Genomic DNA, 14,460 nt, shown 5'->3' with positions numbered 1-14,460 from the left:
ATCGATCGTTGACGGCGTCGGGCGTGAATTTTCGCCTCGCCCCGGATCAGGGTTGACGCTTACCACGGCCGCCAGCGGGCTTTCCGGCCGGCTTGCGCGCACCCGCCGCTGGCTTGCCGGCAGGTTTGCCGCGCGGCTTCTGCAGACTGAACGGACTCCCGTTCAACACGCTTGCGTCCGCACGCCCAGCGCTGGCACGCTGCCCGTCCGTCTTGCGCTTGCCTTCACCACCTTGCGGCCGCGCTTTCTTCGCAGCCCCAGCCCCAGCCCCCGCCCCGCCTTGCGGCACTTTCGGCTTCTTGGGCTTTTTAGGCTTCTTGATGATCTGCCCCGTCGCGCTGGTTTCCGGCACGCGATGCTCTGCCTCGAACCCGGGCTCTTCTTCCCGACGCAGCGTCTGCCGAATCAGCGCTTCGATCGCCGCCAGTTGCGGAGCCTCATCGGCACACACCAGCGAAACCGCCACGCCGCTCGCCCCCGCGCGCCCGGTACGCCCGATACGGTGCACATAATCCTGCGCGACGATCGGCAGATCCACGTTGATCACCAGCGGCAGGTCATCGATATCCAGCCCGCGCGCCGCCACATCGGTGGCAACCAGCATCTGCACTTCACCGTTCTTGAACCGCTCGAGCGCACGCAAGCGCGCCGGCTGCGGCTTGTCGCCGTGAATCGTGTCGACCGCATAACCCGCTTCATCCAGCATCGCCGCCAGGTAATCCACGCCATTGCGCGTCTTGACGAACACCAGCGCGTGGTCCCACTTGTTCTCGGCGACCAGATGCATGAAGAGGTCGGGCTTGTTCCGCTTGTCGACCGTCACCACCCACTGCTTGATCTTGCTGGCGGTGACATTGGGCGGGCTGACGCTGATGTTGACCGGGCTGCGCAGAATGCTCTCCGCCATCGCGCGGATGTCGTCGGTGAACGTCGCCGAGAACAGCAGCGTCTGACGCTGCACCGGCAACGCGGCAAAAACGGCATTGAGCTCGCGCGCGAAACCCAGATCGAGCATGCGATCGGCTTCATCCAGCACCAGCGTCTGAACCTGATCGAACTGCACGGCGTTCTGTCGATTCAGATCCAGCAAACGCCCCGGCGTGGCCACGAGCACATCCACGCCTTTACGCAGCTTCATCATCTGCGGGTTGATGCTCACACCGCCGTACGCGGCCAAAAACCGCAAGTCGAGGCCTTTGCCGTACTCGACAAAACTCTGCAGCACCTGTTCGGCCAGCTCGCGCGTCGGCACGAGCACCAGCACGCGCGCCCGGTTGCTGGACACTGCCGGGCCGTGCTGCACCAGCCGTTGCAACAACGGCAGCGCAAAACCGGCCGTCTTGCCGGTGCCGGTCTGCGCCGCGGCCATGACGTCCTTGCCGCCGAGCACAACGGGAATCGCCTTGGCCTGCACCGGCGTCGGTGTCTGGTAGTTGAGGCCCTGCAGATTCCGCAGCAAGGGATCGATCAGGCCAAGCGAGGCAAAAGACATGGGCGTGTTCCGGGCTAAAACCGCAATTTTAGCCGTTACCGCCGCGGCGACCGCATCGCGCGGACCGATCGGCGAAAAGATCGATGCAAATCACGTCGAATCGCGAAGCGCTCATGACAGCGCGGGCGGTCGATTGCGACCGCCCGGCCCCGGTAATCGCCGTGACGTCAGCGCGCCTGTTTCGACGCTGCGCGCACAAAAGGCTGCGGCGCCCTCCCCGCCTCCTGCCGATCGATCATCCAGCCGGGATAGCTCGGCGGCAAAGCACTCACGGCGTCCAGCCCCGCAAGCTCGTCCTCGGTCAGCACGACATCGACCGCGCCGAGATTGTCTTCGAGCTGTTCGGCCCGTTTGGCGCCGACGATGACGCTCGTCACATGCGGCTTGGCGAGCAGCCACGCGAGCGCGATCCGGGCGACCGAGACCCCACGCGCGTCGGCGATCGCGCGCATCGCGGCCACGCACGGCCAGGCCCGCTCCAGATCGACCGGCGGAAAGTCGAAATGGCTGCGCCGCGAACCTTCCTCCGTCGGCGCACCGGGCCCGAACTTCCCCGACAGCAGCCCGCCGGCGAGCGGCGACCAGACGAGCAACCCCATCTGCTCGTCGATCGCGAGCGGCACCAGTTCGCGCTCCATGTCGCGCCCGGCGATCGAATAGTAGGCCTGCAGCGTCTCGAAACGCGTTGCATGCAGCGCCTGGCTGAGGCCCAGCGCCTTGCCGATTTTTCCGGCGCGCCAGTTCGACACGCCGACATAGCGAACCAGCCCCTGGCGCGTCAGATCGTCGAGCGCGCGCAGCGTCTCTTCGATCGGCGTGACCGAGTCGTTCGCATGGATCTGGTAAAGATCGATATGGTCGACCTGCAGCCGTTCTAGGCTGCGCTGCACGGAATCCATGATGTGGCCGCGCGACGCGCCCTGATCGTTGGGCTTCGGGCCCATCGCGGCGGCCGTCTTCGTCGCCAGCACGATATCGCCGCGCGGAATGCCGAGGTCGCGGAGCGCTTGCCCGACGAGGCGTTCGGACTGGCCGAACGAGTACACGTCCGCGGTATCGATGAAGTTGATGCCCGCGGCCAGTGCGCGCGCAATCAGTCGGGTCGCGTCGTCCTGACCGACGGCGCCGATCGCCGCCCACATGCCGGCATCGGCGTTGCCGCCCAGCGTCATCGTGCCCAGGCAAAGTTCGGAGACGTACAGGCCGGTGCGGCCCAGTTGCTTGTATTTCATATGGTCGAGGTCCTGGTGGATTGACGGGAAAGAAGGCGGGTCGGCGTCCGGCACACGATGCACCGCGCCAACCTGGACCTCAGTCGTTTCGCGCTTGCCCCGCCCGAAACTGTCCGGCGATCGTCGCGACGCGTGCGCCGTAGCGGCGTGCGGTCTCGAGGTCCCCCGTCGACATCTCGTCAGGCGACGCATCGGCCGGCGTCTGCGCCATCGGCGCGATATAGGCGCCCATGCGATTCAGGTCGTCGCGCGTCGACGCTTTCAGGTTCGCCGGCTTGATGTCCATGCTCACCCAGATGCCGCCGTGCTGCCCGGCGAGCAGCACGAAGTATTCGAGCGTATTGAGCTTGTCGCCATTGATGCTCGCGCTGTTGGTAAAGCCGCCGAAGAGCTTGTTGCGCCACGCGCTTTCGAACCACGCCTTCGACGATGCATCGGCGAATTTCTTGAACTGCCAGCTGGGGCCGCCCATGTAGGTCGGCGAGCCGAACAGGATCGCATCCGCGCCTGCCAGCGTGTCCCATGCGTCGTCCGCAATGTTGCCGTCGGCATCGATGGCGACGAGTACGGCGCCGGCGCCCTCGGCGACCGCCGCGGCCATGCGTCGGGTATGCCCGTAGCCGGAGTGGTAAACGACGACCGTCTTAACCGGAGCGGTGTGTTGCGTCATGGTTGTGTCCTTTCGTTGAGGTGGTCGTCGGAGGACGACATCGAAAAGCACTCTACTGAGTCACAACTGGGTTATAAATAACAACCGATTGAACGTACTGTTACTCGCCGAGTGAACAATGCAAAACCTCGATGCGCTGTTGATCTTTGCCCGTGTCGCCGAAATGACGAGCTTCACGCGGGCGGCCGAAAGCCTGGGCATCCAGAAAGGACGTGTGTCGATGGTGATCCGTCGACTCGAGCGCGACGTGGGCGTGGCGCTGCTGCATCGGACGACCCGGAGCGTGCAGCTGACGGAAGACGGCCGCGCGTTCTATTCGCGCGCCAGGGACCTGCTGGCCGAGGTCCAGGAACTGCAATCGATGTTCTCCGGCCATGGCACACGGCTGCGTGGCAGATTGCGCGTCGACATGCCGACCGAGCTGGCACGCAGCGTCGTGGTTCCCGCGCTGCCGCAACTGATGGACGCGCATCCCGAGCTGGAACTGGAACTGTCGAGCACCGATCGGCGCGTCGATCTCGTGCAGGAGGGATTCGATTGCGTGATTCGCCTCGGTCCGATCGTCGACGAGACGCTGATCGCCCGCCCGTTGGGCCGGTTGCGAATGATCAATGCGGCGAGCCCCGGTTATCTGGCGCGCTACGGCGTACCGCATACGCTCGACGATCTACTCGGCCAGGGACACCGGATGGTCCACTACTCGCTGACACTCGGCGCGCGGCCAGTCGGCTGGGAATATCCGACCGGCAACGGTTATGCGGCGCTGCCGTTGCCGAGCGCGATGCAGGTCAACAACGTGCAGACCTATCATGCGGCCGGCCTTGCCGGCATCGGGTTGATTCAGGCCGGATATTCAGGAGTCGCGAATCACATCGCAAGCGGCGCGCTGGTGGAGGTGCTGCCCGACCTGCGTCCGGAGCCGCTCGCCGCGTCGCTCGTCGTCGCGCATCGGCGCAATCTGTCGCCGCGGGTGCGGGCGTTCATGGACTGGATCGAAGGGGTGTTGGCGCCGTATTTCGCTTGAGGAGGGTGTGGTGGTTTGAAGCGGCCAGACTGTCGCGAACGTCGGCGTCGGTTGCGATGAAGCACGGTTGGCGTGAATACATGGCCTCGCGTTCTCAGCCTTCGTCGCGAACGCGTTCACCGGTGCCAGGCTGGTGTTGGTCCGCGCGTCGACTCATTCAGAAGCGCCGCGATCCAGCGTTTTCAGGCGGGAAACGAGTTTGCTCGCAGACGCATCGGCCAGCGCCACGGGTATCGACGCGTCGACCTGACCAACGTGCACGAACGGACGCCCTTGCAGATAGTTCGTACCTTGCCTGGCGTAATCGACGAGTGCATCGCTCCTGCACGCAGTTTGTTGACCATGTATCGAAATTTTCCGAGGAAGTGCAGTTCGGCGACGGCGATCCGACGCATGCATGACCGCGCCCGACTTCCGATTCGGTCTCGCGCGTCGATCCGTTGCGGAAATCTTGTCTCGAATCTGCCGTTTCACCGGAAATGGCCCCGCACCGCGCGATCGTTGGCCATTCCGGCGTTTATGTCGAACGTGGCCTTGCATTCAGTTGCAAAGGCATCGCAAGAGCGCACCGGTCTGTCGTCCCGAAAGACGACGGACACCGGGTCGGCCAACTCAGCGGCACCCGGCCGCACCGACCGCCGCCGCGCCGCCCGCATCAGCCAGCCCGACGATCCGCTCGGCGCGCAACGACACGGGCCGATCGACCATCTTCCCGTCGACCGTCACCACGCCGCCGTTCGATTCGCGCATCGCATCGAGCACCCTTCGCGCCCAGCGCACTTCATCGTCGCTCGGTCGAAAGCACCTGTGCACGAACCCGATCTGCTTCGGATGAATGCACAGCTTCGCGCCGAAGCCCTGCTGCTTGCCGTTGAGCGCGTCACGCGCGATCCGCTCGCCGTCGTGAATATCGGGCGTCACGCCGTCGACCGGCGATTCGATACCGGCCACGCGCGAAATCAACGTCAGCTGCGACCGGAAGTGATTGAGCGACACGCCGTCGTCCGACATGCCCATGTCCGCGATGAAATCGAGCGTGCCGAACATCAGCCGCTCGACGTACGGCGCTTTCGCGACGTCGAGCGCGTTCCACATGCCGTGCGCGCTTTCGATCAACGGATAGACCGGCACGCGCCGCCGCGCGAGCGCAACGGCAGCGCATACGTCGTCCGCGCGCTCCGCCTTCGGCAGCACGATACCGGCCACGCCCTTCAATGCGCCGAGCGCGGCGTCAGCGTCGAACCACGGCGTGTTCCGCGCGTTGATCCGCACGAGCACCGGGCACTCGGGTGAAACCCACCGGGCGATCGCGTCGCGTGCGGCGACCTTCGCATCGGGCTCGACCGCATCTTCCAGATCGATGATGACCGCGTCGGCGCCGCTCGCGAGCGCCTTGTCGAATCGCTCCGGCTGGTTGCCCGGCACGAACAGGTACGACTGTGCGAGCGTCGAAGGGTCCGACTTCACGCGCACCTTCACGTTGTCATCCACCACTCGCTTCCCCGCAACCACGATCTTCACGCGCTGCTCCTCCATCGGTTCGTTTGGCTTCAGCCGCAATCATCCCGTTTCGCAGGTCATTACATGCGCAAAACCATTCGACGACAACTATCGATTGGCTCTGCCGGTCATAGCCCGAACCTATTGCACGGCGCGCGCCGCGGCGCCGAATGCGACACGGCCCGGATGATCCGGGCCGTGTCGTCGATCAGCGGTTCGTCGCGAGCGCTTCGGTTATCGCGAGGAATCGCGCGATATCGTCCGGCGCGTGGCAATGGAGCGGCGAAATCCGCACCGCGCCGCCGAGCCCGAACGATTTCAGCATCCGGCCCGAATACAGGCTCGACGCGACGCGTTCGTAGACGATCACACCGCGTTGCTCGTATTCCCGCACCGCCTGCGTCGGTTCGAGGTGCGCGAAGCCGATGCCGACGATCAGGTCGCGCTTCGTCAGATCGTCGTGATCCCAGTAGACCTCGACGCCGTCGATCGAGCGCAGCCCGCGTTGCCCGCCACACCCGTCGAGCAACGCGGCGAGCAGCGCGCGTTCATGCAGCTCGATCCGGTGCATGCCTTCGACGAACAGCGCGCGCCGGTCGTCCGAATCGGCGAAATACCGGCCGATCCACGTGACGTAATCGACGATCGCCGACACGACCGCAAACTGCGCGGGCGCCGGGCTGCCCAGTTCCCATACGCAGTTCTCCTTCGCGGCGAGCCGGTGGTGCGGCAACGCGGCCGCGCGCGGCGACAGCCACGACATGCCCGAGCCGCGGCATCCGAAGAACTTGTAAGGCGCGAAGTTGATTCCGTCGACCGGCGTGCGCTGCAGGTCGATGATGCCGTGCGGCGCATGCTGGACCGCGTCGACGACGATGAACAGATCGGGCTTCTTCTCGCGCGCACGCGCGACGATCGTCTCGATGTCGAATTTCGCGCCGGAGATATTCGATGCAAACATCACGCTGAGCAGCGCGGTATCCGCGTCGATCAGCGCCACGATCGCGTCGACGTCCACGCCGCCGGTTTCCGGATCGCTCGGCGCGATGCGCAGCGTCTTGCCGGTCCGTTCCGCGTAACAGGTCATCGCATCGTAAGACGACGGATGCTCGAGCACGGTCGTCACCGCATTGGTGCCCGGCACGTTCTCCATGATCGCGCGCACCATGTCGAACATCGCGCCCGATGCGGTCAGCGACGCATACACGCTGCCGCCCTGCGCGTTCAGGATAGTGCGCACGTCGTCCTCGCCGCGCGACTGGATCGCCTGCAGATCGAGCGCGCGCGCGTGGATGCGCTCCGGGCAATCGGGCAGCGCATCGATCCGTGCGTACGCGTCGACCGCCGCCTTCAACCGGAACGACCCGCCCGCGTTGTCGAAGAACAGCCGCTCACTGCCGTCGGCGTCGCGATCGACGTGATGAAAGCGCGACTTGACCTGCTGCATCAACGCGTCGGGAAAAAGTGCTCCACGGGAACTGCTCATGTTCGGTACTCCTGTTTGCTTCGGAATGTTGTGCAATGCGTGCATGGCGGCGCTCAGCGGCGCAGCGATTCGACGTACGCGCGGCCCTTCTCCGCGTCGTACTGGCCTTCCCATTTCGCGATGACGAGCGGCGCGAGGGCGTTGCCGACCACGTTCAGCGCGGTGCGGCCCATGTCCATGATCCGGTCGACGCCGGCGATGAATGCGAGCCCTTCCAGCGGCAGCCCGGCGCTGGCGAGCGTCGCGAGCATGATCACGAACATGAAGCCCGGCACGCCCGCGGCGCCTTTCGACGTGACGACCATGGTCAGCGTCAGCAGGATCTGCTGCTGCCAGTCGAGATGCACGCCGTAGAGCTGCGCGACGAACAACGTGCCGATGCCCAGATAGATCGACGCGCCGTCGAGGTTGAACGTGTAGCCGGTCGGCACCACGAACGTCGTGATGCTCTTCGGCACGCCGTAGTCCTCCATCCGCTTCATCAGTTGCGGCAGCACGGTCGCCGAGCTGCAGGTCGAGAACGCGATGATCAGCTCGTCCTTGATCACGCGCAGCAGCGTGAGGATGCGAAACCCGAACAGCCGTGAGGTCACGCCGAGCACGGCGATCGCGAACACCAGGATCGCGAAGTACGTGACGGCAACCAGCTTCAGCAGCGGCAGCAGCGACCCGAAGCCGAAGCTCGCGACCGTCACCGCGATCAGCGCACACACGCCGATCGGCGCATAGCGCATCACCATGTTCGTCACCTTGAACATCGCATCGGCGACGCCCTTGAGCATCGCGAGCACCGGCTTGCGGTGCTCTTCCGGTACCGATTGCAGCCCGAGCCCGAACAGCAGCGAGAAGAAGATCACCGGCAGCAGGTCGCCCTTCGCCATCGACGCGATGATGTTGTCGGGGATGATGCCGAGCACCAATGCCATCAGCCCGTGGTGCGCCTGCTGCACCTGCTGCGTCGCCTGCTGGTAGCGGGAGATGTCGGTGTGCCCGAGTTGCGACATGTCGGTGCCGACGCCCGGCTGCAGCACATTGCCGACGACGAGGCCGAGGACGATCGCGATCGTCGTGATCACCTCGAAATAGAGCAGTGTCTTGAAGCCGATGCGGCCGAGCGACTTGCCGTCGCCGACGCCGGCGATGCCGATCACCATGCTCGTGAACACGATCGGCACGACGATCATCCGCACCAGCTTGATGAAGATGTCGCCGGCCGGCTGCAGCAATCCGGACACGGCCGTGTCGCGCAATTGCGGAAACCGGTTCAGCACGAGCCCGGTCGCGATACCGATGACGAGCCCGATGACGATTTGCCACGCGAGACCGATGCGCGGCTTGCGAGCCGCGTCGGCGACGGGCGGGGAGTCGATGACGGTGTCCATGCTATCTCCAGATAAGGGGGGTTCGATCCAACGCTGGGCGCGGTGCGGCGCGTTTTCTGAGGAACGCACTCTTCGAGCGGCACAACGGGACAACCTTAAACAGCCGAAATCTGTAAAAAAAGCGATTTTTTGACATGAGAAAATATCTCTTTTCTTCATCTGTCGAGTGACACGCGATGCTTACCTTCAAGCAGATGGAAGCGCTGTACTGGATCGTGCAGCTCGGCTCGTTCGACGCGGCGGCCACGCGCCTCAACACCACGCAGTCGGCCGTGTCGAAGCGGATCCAGGAACTCGAACGCGCGTTCGACCTGACCGTGTTCGATCGCGCGCATCGCAGCGCGCGGCTCACCGACAAGGGCGCCGAACTGTTCGATCACGCGAAGGAACTGCTCGAGCAGCGCGACCGCGTGGTCGAGCGGATGAGTTCGAAGGAAGCGCTGGTGCGGCATGTCCGTATCGGCGTGACCGAGTTGACCGCGCTGACGTGGCTGCCGCGCCTGATCGGGGCGATCCAGGCCGCGTATCCGCGCGTGCATGTGGAGGCCGAGGTGGACCTGACCGCGACGCTACGCGACCGGCTCGCGGCCGACACGATCGATCTGATCGTGGTCCCGCAGATGCATGCGACGGACGCGTTCACGGCGACGGTGGTCGGCGAGGTCGATAACGCGTGGATGTGCGCGGCCGGGTTCATGCCGAAGTCGCGGGCCGCCATTTCATTGACGGACATCGCCCGGTATCCGCTGATCCTGCAAGGGAACCTGTCGGGCACCGGCCACCTGTACACGCGCTTTCTGCAGGAACATGGCGTCGCGATGCAGCGCGTGCTGTCGAGCAACAGCCTGCTCGCACAGATCGGCCTGACGCTGTCGGGGCTGGGTGTCAGCTATCTGCCGAAGGCGTGCGTCGCGCACCTCGTCGCGTGCGACGCGCTGGAGATCGTGCGCACGCGGCCGGCATTGCCGCCGGTCCGCTATGTCGCGCTGCATCGCGCCGAGCGCGCCCAGTCGCTCACCGCCGAGATCGTCCGGCTTGCGGCGCAGGCGTGCGATTTCAGCACGAGCCTGCTGGATCCGCGTGCGCATGAATGATCACCGATCCCCGCAGCGGGAACGGCCCGACTGGCCCGTGACGCGATGCGCCCGCCTCGCTGCGCATCGCTGCACATCGCAGCACCCGGTCAGATCTGCAGCGTCGTCGACAGGTATTTGAATACGGTCGAGACCCGCAGCAGATGCCGCGACTCCCGGTGGGTCAGCACCCACAGCTCGGTCTGGCAGTCCTGGAGGACATCGGTCAATTGCACGAGATCGGAGCGGCCGCGCGTCAGGAACGTCGGCAGGATGCCGACACCCATGCCAAGGGCGACCAGCTCCATCACGGTCAGGATGCTGTTGACCTTGTAGTGCGGCACCACTTTCCTGAAATGACGTTTGCGCCAGATGACGGACGGATGGCCCGGAAGCGCGTCGTCCGGCGCGATCCAGCGTGCGCTGCCCGCGATGACGTCTTCATAACGGCGTGCGGCTTCGTAGTGCTTCGACGCGAACAGCGCCACGTCGATCGGCCCGACATGCTTGCCCACAAGATAGTCCGGCGGCTGCCTGGTCGCACGCACCGCGATGTCGGCATCGCGGCGCCCCAGGTCGGCGATCTCGTTGCCCGTGTGCAACTCGTACGCGAGCCGCGGGTGGATGGCTTCCAACTGCTTCAGCGCCGGCCCGACCAGCCCGTGCAGAATCGTGTCGGTGGTACTGATGCGCACCGTACCCGCCACATGCTCGGGCGCTTGTTGCGCGATCGAGCGGGCCGATTCGACCTGCACTTCCACTTGCTCCGCGTGTCCGGCCAGCGCCAGCGCGATTTCCTTCGCGCGATAGCCTGAGCGGGTCCGTTCGAACAACTGCTGCTGCAGGCCGCGCTCGATCCGCCGGAGGTTGCGAAACACGGTCGACGCATCCACTTCCAGTCGCTCGCCCGCCTGAACCAGCGTGCCCGAGCGGGAAAGCGCGAGGATCGTTTCGAGATCTGCCGCGCTGAGCTTGTATGGCATCCGGTTACCTCCGTGCATTGCATTTTTGCATTCGTTAATTGTAATTCTGCTTATTACTCAAGCATATCCGCAATGCTAAATTCGGTGCCGCCGCTTTACCTCGCCGCTTTACCTTTTGTTCACTCTCGCGATGGGTGCCGATATGAATCAATCGATTTCGACGAGCGACAATGCCGCCGCCTATGGCGCATTGCTGCTGCGCGTGGCGTTGGGCGTCATGTGGATTGCCCATTCAGCGCTGTGGCTGCTCGGCGATGGTGCGCTGGCGGTACGCCGCAGCGAACGCTTCGCGCTTGGCGCGGCCTGACACGGCGAGGCGACGACATGAGCACACCCCGATACCACCTCGTCAGCCATGTGCTGTGCCCGTATGTCCAGCGCGCTGTCATCGTGCTGACAGAAAAAGGTGTGCCGTTCGAACGGACGGACGTCGACCTGGGCAACAAGCCGGACTGGTTTCTCAGGATTTCCCCGCTCGGCAAGACCCCCGTGCTGGTCGTCGATGGCGCGCCCATCTTCGAATCGGCCGTGATCTGCGAGTACCTCGACGAGACGCTCGCGCCGCGACTGCATCCCGATGCGCCGCTCGAGCGGGCGCGGCACCGCGCGTGGGTCGAGTTCGCGTCGGCACTGCTCAATGCCGTGGCGGGGTTCTACACGGCTCCCGACGAAGCGACGCTTGCCGCGAAAACCCGTGTGATCCGCACGCGATTCGAGCAGCTCGAAGCCTCGCTCGGCGCTGGCCCGTATTTTGGCGGTGCGCATTTCAGGATCGTGGACGCGGCATTCGGGCCGGTGTTCCGCTACTTCGACGTGTTCGAGCAGATCGACGACTTCGGATTCTTCGCGGCCCTGCCCAAGGTCGCCGCGTGGCGGCAACGGCTTGCTGAACGGCCGTCCGTGCGCGCAGCGGTGCGGGCCGACTATCCGCAGTTGCTGATGGACTTCCTGCTCCAGCGCGGCTCGCTGCTGTCGACGCGTATCCGCGATCGCGCGGTGCGCGTTGAGGATTGAACTGAATCACCTTTACGCGCCCGGCGACGAACCGGCGGCGGCAGCTTCGCGACGCCCATCCCCACTCCTGCAAGGCGCCGGTCACCGCAACGCCGCGAGCGTCGAACAGGGAAGGTGCTGCTCCGCACCAATCGGTACCGGGTTGCGCCGGCTGCCGGCGCGAAGCGCCACCGGCGCAATCGCCGGCGCTCGATCGGCCGTGATCCGGCGCTAGCGCAAACCCCGACCCGGTTGCACTTTTCAGCGTCATTCTTGTCCTGTATCGTCCTTCCATCCCTGATTGCGAACCGATGCATGGGAGGCACACGATGCAAAAAAAGAATGCTGCAGCCGTCTGGATTCTGGTCGCGATGGTGGCAGGCATCGTGATCGGCTACATGATCTTCACGAGCTTTCCCGACAAGAAGGCCACCACCGAGATCGCCGGTTACATCTCGCTCGTCTCCGACGTGTTCCTGCGGCTGATCAAGATGGTGATCGGGCCGCTCGTCTTCTCCACGCTGGTCGTCGGCATCGCGCACATGGGCGACGCGGCATCGGTCGGGCGCGTGTTCGCGAAATCGATCGGCTGGTTCGTTACCGCGTCGCTGGTCTCGCTGCTGCTCGGGCTGTTCATGGCGAACCTGCTGCGGCCCGGCGACAATCTCGGCTTGCCGCTGCCTGACATCGGCGCATCGGCGAACCTCGCGACGTCCAAGTTCACGCTGAAGGATTTCGTCGGCCACATGGTGCCGCGGTCGTTCGCCGAGGCGATGAGCAATAACGAAATCCTGCAGATCGTCGTGTTCTCGATGTTCTTCGGCGTCGCGCTCGCGGCGCTCGGCGAGCGCGGCAAGATCCTCATCGCCGCGATCGATCAGCTGTCGCACGTGATGCTCAAGATCACCGGCTACGTGATGAAGCTCGCGCCGCTCGCGGTGATGGCCGCGATGGCCGCCACCGTCGCGGTCAACGGGCTGTCGGTGCTGCTGAAGTTCGCGGTGTTCATGGGCGACTTCTACGTCAGCCTGTTCCTGCTCTGGGCCTTGCTCGTCTGTGCCGGGTTGTTCTTCCTCGGGCGGCGGGTGTTCAAGTTGCTGGTGCTGATCAAGGAAGCGTTCATGCTGTCGTTCGCGACGGCCAGCTCCGAAGCCGCGTACCCGAAGATCCTCGATGCGCTCGACCGGTTCGGCGTGCAGCGCAAGATCTCGAGCTTCGTGATGCCGATGGGCTATTCGTTCAACCTCGACGGTTCGATGATGTACTGCACGTTCGCGGCGCTGTTCATCGCGCAGGCGTACAACATCCACCTGTCGCTCGGCACGCAGATCACGATGCTGCTCGTGCTGATGCTGACATCGAAGGGGATGGCCGGCGTGCCGCGCGCATCGCTCGTGGTGATCGCCGCGACGCTGCACCAGTTCGGGCTTCCGGAAGCCGGGCTGCTGCTGATTCTGGGCGTCGACACGTTCCTCGACATGGGCCGCTCGGCCACCAATGCGGTCGGCAACTCGATCGCGAGCGCGGTGGTCGCGAAGTGGGAAGGCCAGCTCCTGTCGGAAGCGGAAGCCGAAGCCAACGCCGCGCGCATCGAAGCGGAACAGGAAGCGACGATCTCGCATCCGACGGAAGCCTGACGGAGGCCCGCGATGAAGATGCAGCGATTCTGGCGTGCGCTCGCGCTTGCGGGCCTGCTCGCCACGGGTGCGGCCGCGCGCGCGGAAGATGCACCATCGACGCTGCCGCGCGTCGAGCCGTTCGCGCCGGCCCAACTGACCGGCACGCTCGCGAAGGTCCGCAGCAGCGGCACGATCGCAATCGGCTATCGTGACGCGTCGATACCGTTCTCGTACCTGAACGCGCGCAACCAGCCGATCGGCTATTCGATCGAGCTGTGCAAGGCGCTCGTGTCGTCGATCGAGGACGCGGTCAACAAGAGCCTGACGATCCGCTGGGTGCCCGTCACGTCCGACAACCGCATCGATGCGGTGGTCAGCGGCAAGGTCGACCTGGAATGCGGCTCCACGACGAGCAACCTCGAGCGCCAGCAACGCGTGGCGTTCTCGCCGATCATCTTCGTGGCCGGCACGAAGGTGATGGTGAAACGAGGCTCGCCGATCCGCTCGTTCCGCGATCTCGCGGGCAAGAAAGTCGCGGTGACGGCCGGCACGACCAACGAGAAGGCGCTGCGCGACCTGAGCGAGCGGTTCAGGCTCGGGATCCAGCTACAGGTGGTGCGGGACCATGCGCAGGGCTTCGCGCTCGTCGCGAACGGCGGCGCCGACGCGTTCGCGACGGACGACGTGCTGCTGTACGGCCTGATTGCCGAGAATGCGGCCAAGGGCGGCCAGTACGACGTGGTGGGCGACTTTCTGTCCTACGACCCGTACGGGATCATGTTCCGCAAGGACGATCCGCAGCTCGCGCAGGTCGTGAAGAGCACGTTCCGGGAGCTGGCCATCGACGGCGAGATCGCGCGCCAGTACAAGCGCTGGTTCCTGCGCCCGCTGCCGTCGGGCTTGAGTCTGAACCTGCCGATGAGCCCGCAACTGGAGACCATCATCGAGACGATCGGCGTGAAGGGGGAATGAGCGCGGCGACGTGAAGGACGAAACACGAGCGGCC

13 protein-coding genes are annotated in these 14,460 nt (G+C 64.9%); 6 read left to right on the top strand and 7 right to left on the bottom strand.

All coding sequences use genetic code 11. From position 1 onward, the window contains the following. Nucleotides 1-46 precede the first annotated feature (46 nt). From C7H84_RS31720 to C7H84_RS31710, 3 genes are all read right to left on the bottom strand, one after another. A complete protein-coding gene (locus tag C7H84_RS31720) occupies nucleotides 47-1,492 on the bottom strand; it encodes a DEAD/DEAH box helicase (protein WP_205611481.1) in 1,446 nt (481 codons plus the stop codon). 167 nt (nucleotides 1,493-1,659) lie between these two features. Beyond that, nucleotides 1,660-2,724, bottom strand: a complete 1,065-nt coding sequence (locus C7H84_RS31715) for an aldo/keto reductase (RefSeq protein WP_121862494.1) — start codon at nucleotides 2,722-2,724, stop codon at nucleotides 1,660-1,662. Nucleotides 2,725-2,803: 79 nt separating this feature from the next. Further along, nucleotides 2,804-3,394 carry a flavodoxin family protein gene (locus C7H84_RS31710; protein ID WP_121862493.1) on the bottom strand — a complete coding sequence of 197 codons (591 nt, stop codon included), beginning with the start codon at nucleotides 3,392-3,394 and terminating at the stop codon, nucleotides 2,804-2,806. A 118-nt stretch (nucleotides 3,395-3,512) separates the two neighbouring features. Between C7H84_RS31710 and C7H84_RS31705 the strand changes: the two genes are divergently transcribed. Continuing rightward, nucleotides 3,513-4,418, top strand: coding sequence for a LysR family transcriptional regulator (locus C7H84_RS31705; RefSeq protein WP_121862492.1), 906 nt, complete (start codon nucleotides 3,513-3,515; stop codon nucleotides 4,416-4,418). A gap of 612 nt (nucleotides 4,419-5,030) precedes the next feature. Here the strand turns inward: C7H84_RS31705 and C7H84_RS31700 are convergent. The 3 genes from C7H84_RS31700 to gltP all read right to left on the bottom strand — a co-directional run bounded on the left by C7H84_RS31700 (nucleotide 5,031) and on the right by gltP (nucleotide 8,786). Then, a complete protein-coding gene (locus C7H84_RS31700; RefSeq protein WP_121862576.1) occupies nucleotides 5,031-5,897 on the bottom strand; it encodes a CoA ester lyase in 867 nt (288 codons plus the stop codon). A gap of 229 nt (nucleotides 5,898-6,126) precedes the next feature. Continuing rightward, a complete protein-coding gene (locus tag C7H84_RS31695; protein ID WP_121862491.1) occupies nucleotides 6,127-7,404 on the bottom strand; it encodes an aminotransferase class V-fold PLP-dependent enzyme in 1,278 nt (425 codons plus the stop codon). 53 nt (nucleotides 7,405-7,457) lie between these two features. After that, nucleotides 7,458-8,786, bottom strand: coding sequence for a glutamate/aspartate:proton symporter GltP (gene gltP, locus C7H84_RS31690; protein WP_121862490.1), 1,329 nt, complete (start codon nucleotides 8,784-8,786; stop codon nucleotides 7,458-7,460). Nucleotides 8,787-8,962: 176 nt separating this feature from the next. Here gltP and C7H84_RS31685 point away from each other — a divergent pair, with 176 nt between their 5' ends. After that, the gene (locus C7H84_RS31685; RefSeq protein WP_121862489.1) at nucleotides 8,963-9,880 is read left to right on the top strand and encodes a LysR family transcriptional regulator; all 918 of its coding nucleotides are present in this window, start codon (nucleotides 8,963-8,965) and stop codon (nucleotides 9,878-9,880) included. Nucleotides 9,881-9,969: 89 nt separating this feature from the next. On the opposite strand, the gene C7H84_RS31680 is transcribed toward C7H84_RS31685, so the two are convergent. Next, nucleotides 9,970-10,842 (bottom strand): LysR family transcriptional regulator, encoded by an 873-nt coding sequence (locus tag C7H84_RS31680; RefSeq protein WP_121862488.1) that lies wholly within the window; start codon nucleotides 10,840-10,842, stop codon nucleotides 9,970-9,972. A gap of 115 nt (nucleotides 10,843-10,957) precedes the next feature. Between C7H84_RS31680 and C7H84_RS36675 the strand changes: the two genes are divergently transcribed. From C7H84_RS36675 to C7H84_RS31665, 4 genes are all read left to right on the top strand, one after another. After that, nucleotides 10,958-11,149, top strand: a complete 192-nt coding sequence (locus C7H84_RS36675; RefSeq protein WP_162999424.1) for a hypothetical protein — start codon at nucleotides 10,958-10,960, stop codon at nucleotides 11,147-11,149. A gap of 17 nt (nucleotides 11,150-11,166) precedes the next feature. Beyond that, nucleotides 11,167-11,856: a glutathione S-transferase family protein gene (locus tag C7H84_RS31675; RefSeq protein ID WP_121862487.1), complete on the top strand. Its 690-nt coding sequence runs from the start codon at nucleotides 11,167-11,169 to the stop codon at nucleotides 11,854-11,856. A gap of 308 nt (nucleotides 11,857-12,164) precedes the next feature. Then, nucleotides 12,165-13,472 (top strand): dicarboxylate/amino acid:cation symporter, encoded by a 1,308-nt coding sequence (locus C7H84_RS31670; RefSeq protein WP_121862486.1) that lies wholly within the window; start codon nucleotides 12,165-12,167, stop codon nucleotides 13,470-13,472. A 12-nt stretch (nucleotides 13,473-13,484) separates the two neighbouring features. Beyond that, complete coding sequence (locus tag C7H84_RS31665) at nucleotides 13,485-14,426, top strand: amino acid ABC transporter substrate-binding protein (protein ID WP_121862485.1); 942 nt, start codon at nucleotides 13,485-13,487, stop codon at nucleotides 14,424-14,426. Nucleotides 14,427-14,460 lie beyond the last annotated feature (34 nt).

This window comes from Burkholderia sp. Nafp2/4-1b (assembly GCF_003635165.1).
Lineage (GTDB): Bacteria > Pseudomonadota > Gammaproteobacteria > Burkholderiales > Burkholderiaceae > Burkholderia.
The sequence above is the reverse complement of the archived record's forward strand: the minus strand, read 5'-3'. Positions and strand labels throughout refer to the sequence as shown.

Excerpts from the sequence above, each read along its gene's own strand:
- C7H84_RS31675 (WP_121862487.1), top strand. The coding sequence starts at position 11,167 with ATGAGCACACCCCGATACCACCTCGTCAGCCATGTGCTGTGCCCGTAT.
- C7H84_RS31695 (WP_121862491.1), bottom strand. The coding sequence starts at position 7,404 with ATGAGCAGTTCCCGTGGAGCACTTTTTCCCGACGCGTTGATGCAGCAG.
- C7H84_RS31720 (WP_205611481.1), bottom strand. The coding sequence starts at position 1,492 with ATGTCTTTTGCCTCGCTTGGCCTGATCGATCCCTTGCTGCGGAATCTG.
- C7H84_RS31685 (WP_121862489.1), top strand. The coding sequence starts at position 8,963 with ATGCTTACCTTCAAGCAGATGGAAGCGCTGTACTGGATCGTGCAGCTC.
- C7H84_RS31715 (WP_121862494.1), bottom strand. The coding sequence starts at position 2,724 with ATGAAATACAAGCAACTGGGCCGCACCGGCCTGTACGTCTCCGAACTT.
- C7H84_RS31705 (WP_121862492.1), top strand. The coding sequence starts at position 3,513 with ATGCAAAACCTCGATGCGCTGTTGATCTTTGCCCGTGTCGCCGAAATG.
- C7H84_RS31680 (WP_121862488.1), bottom strand. The coding sequence starts at position 10,842 with ATGCCATACAAGCTCAGCGCGGCAGATCTCGAAACGATCCTCGCGCTT.
- C7H84_RS31670 (WP_121862486.1), top strand. The coding sequence starts at position 12,165 with ATGCAAAAAAAGAATGCTGCAGCCGTCTGGATTCTGGTCGCGATGGTG.
- gltP (WP_121862490.1), bottom strand. The coding sequence starts at position 8,786 with ATGGACACCGTCATCGACTCCCCGCCCGTCGCCGACGCGGCTCGCAAG.
- C7H84_RS31665 (WP_121862485.1), top strand. The coding sequence starts at position 13,485 with ATGAAGATGCAGCGATTCTGGCGTGCGCTCGCGCTTGCGGGCCTGCTC.
- C7H84_RS31710 (WP_121862493.1), bottom strand. The coding sequence starts at position 3,394 with ATGACGCAACACACCGCTCCGGTTAAGACGGTCGTCGTTTACCACTCC.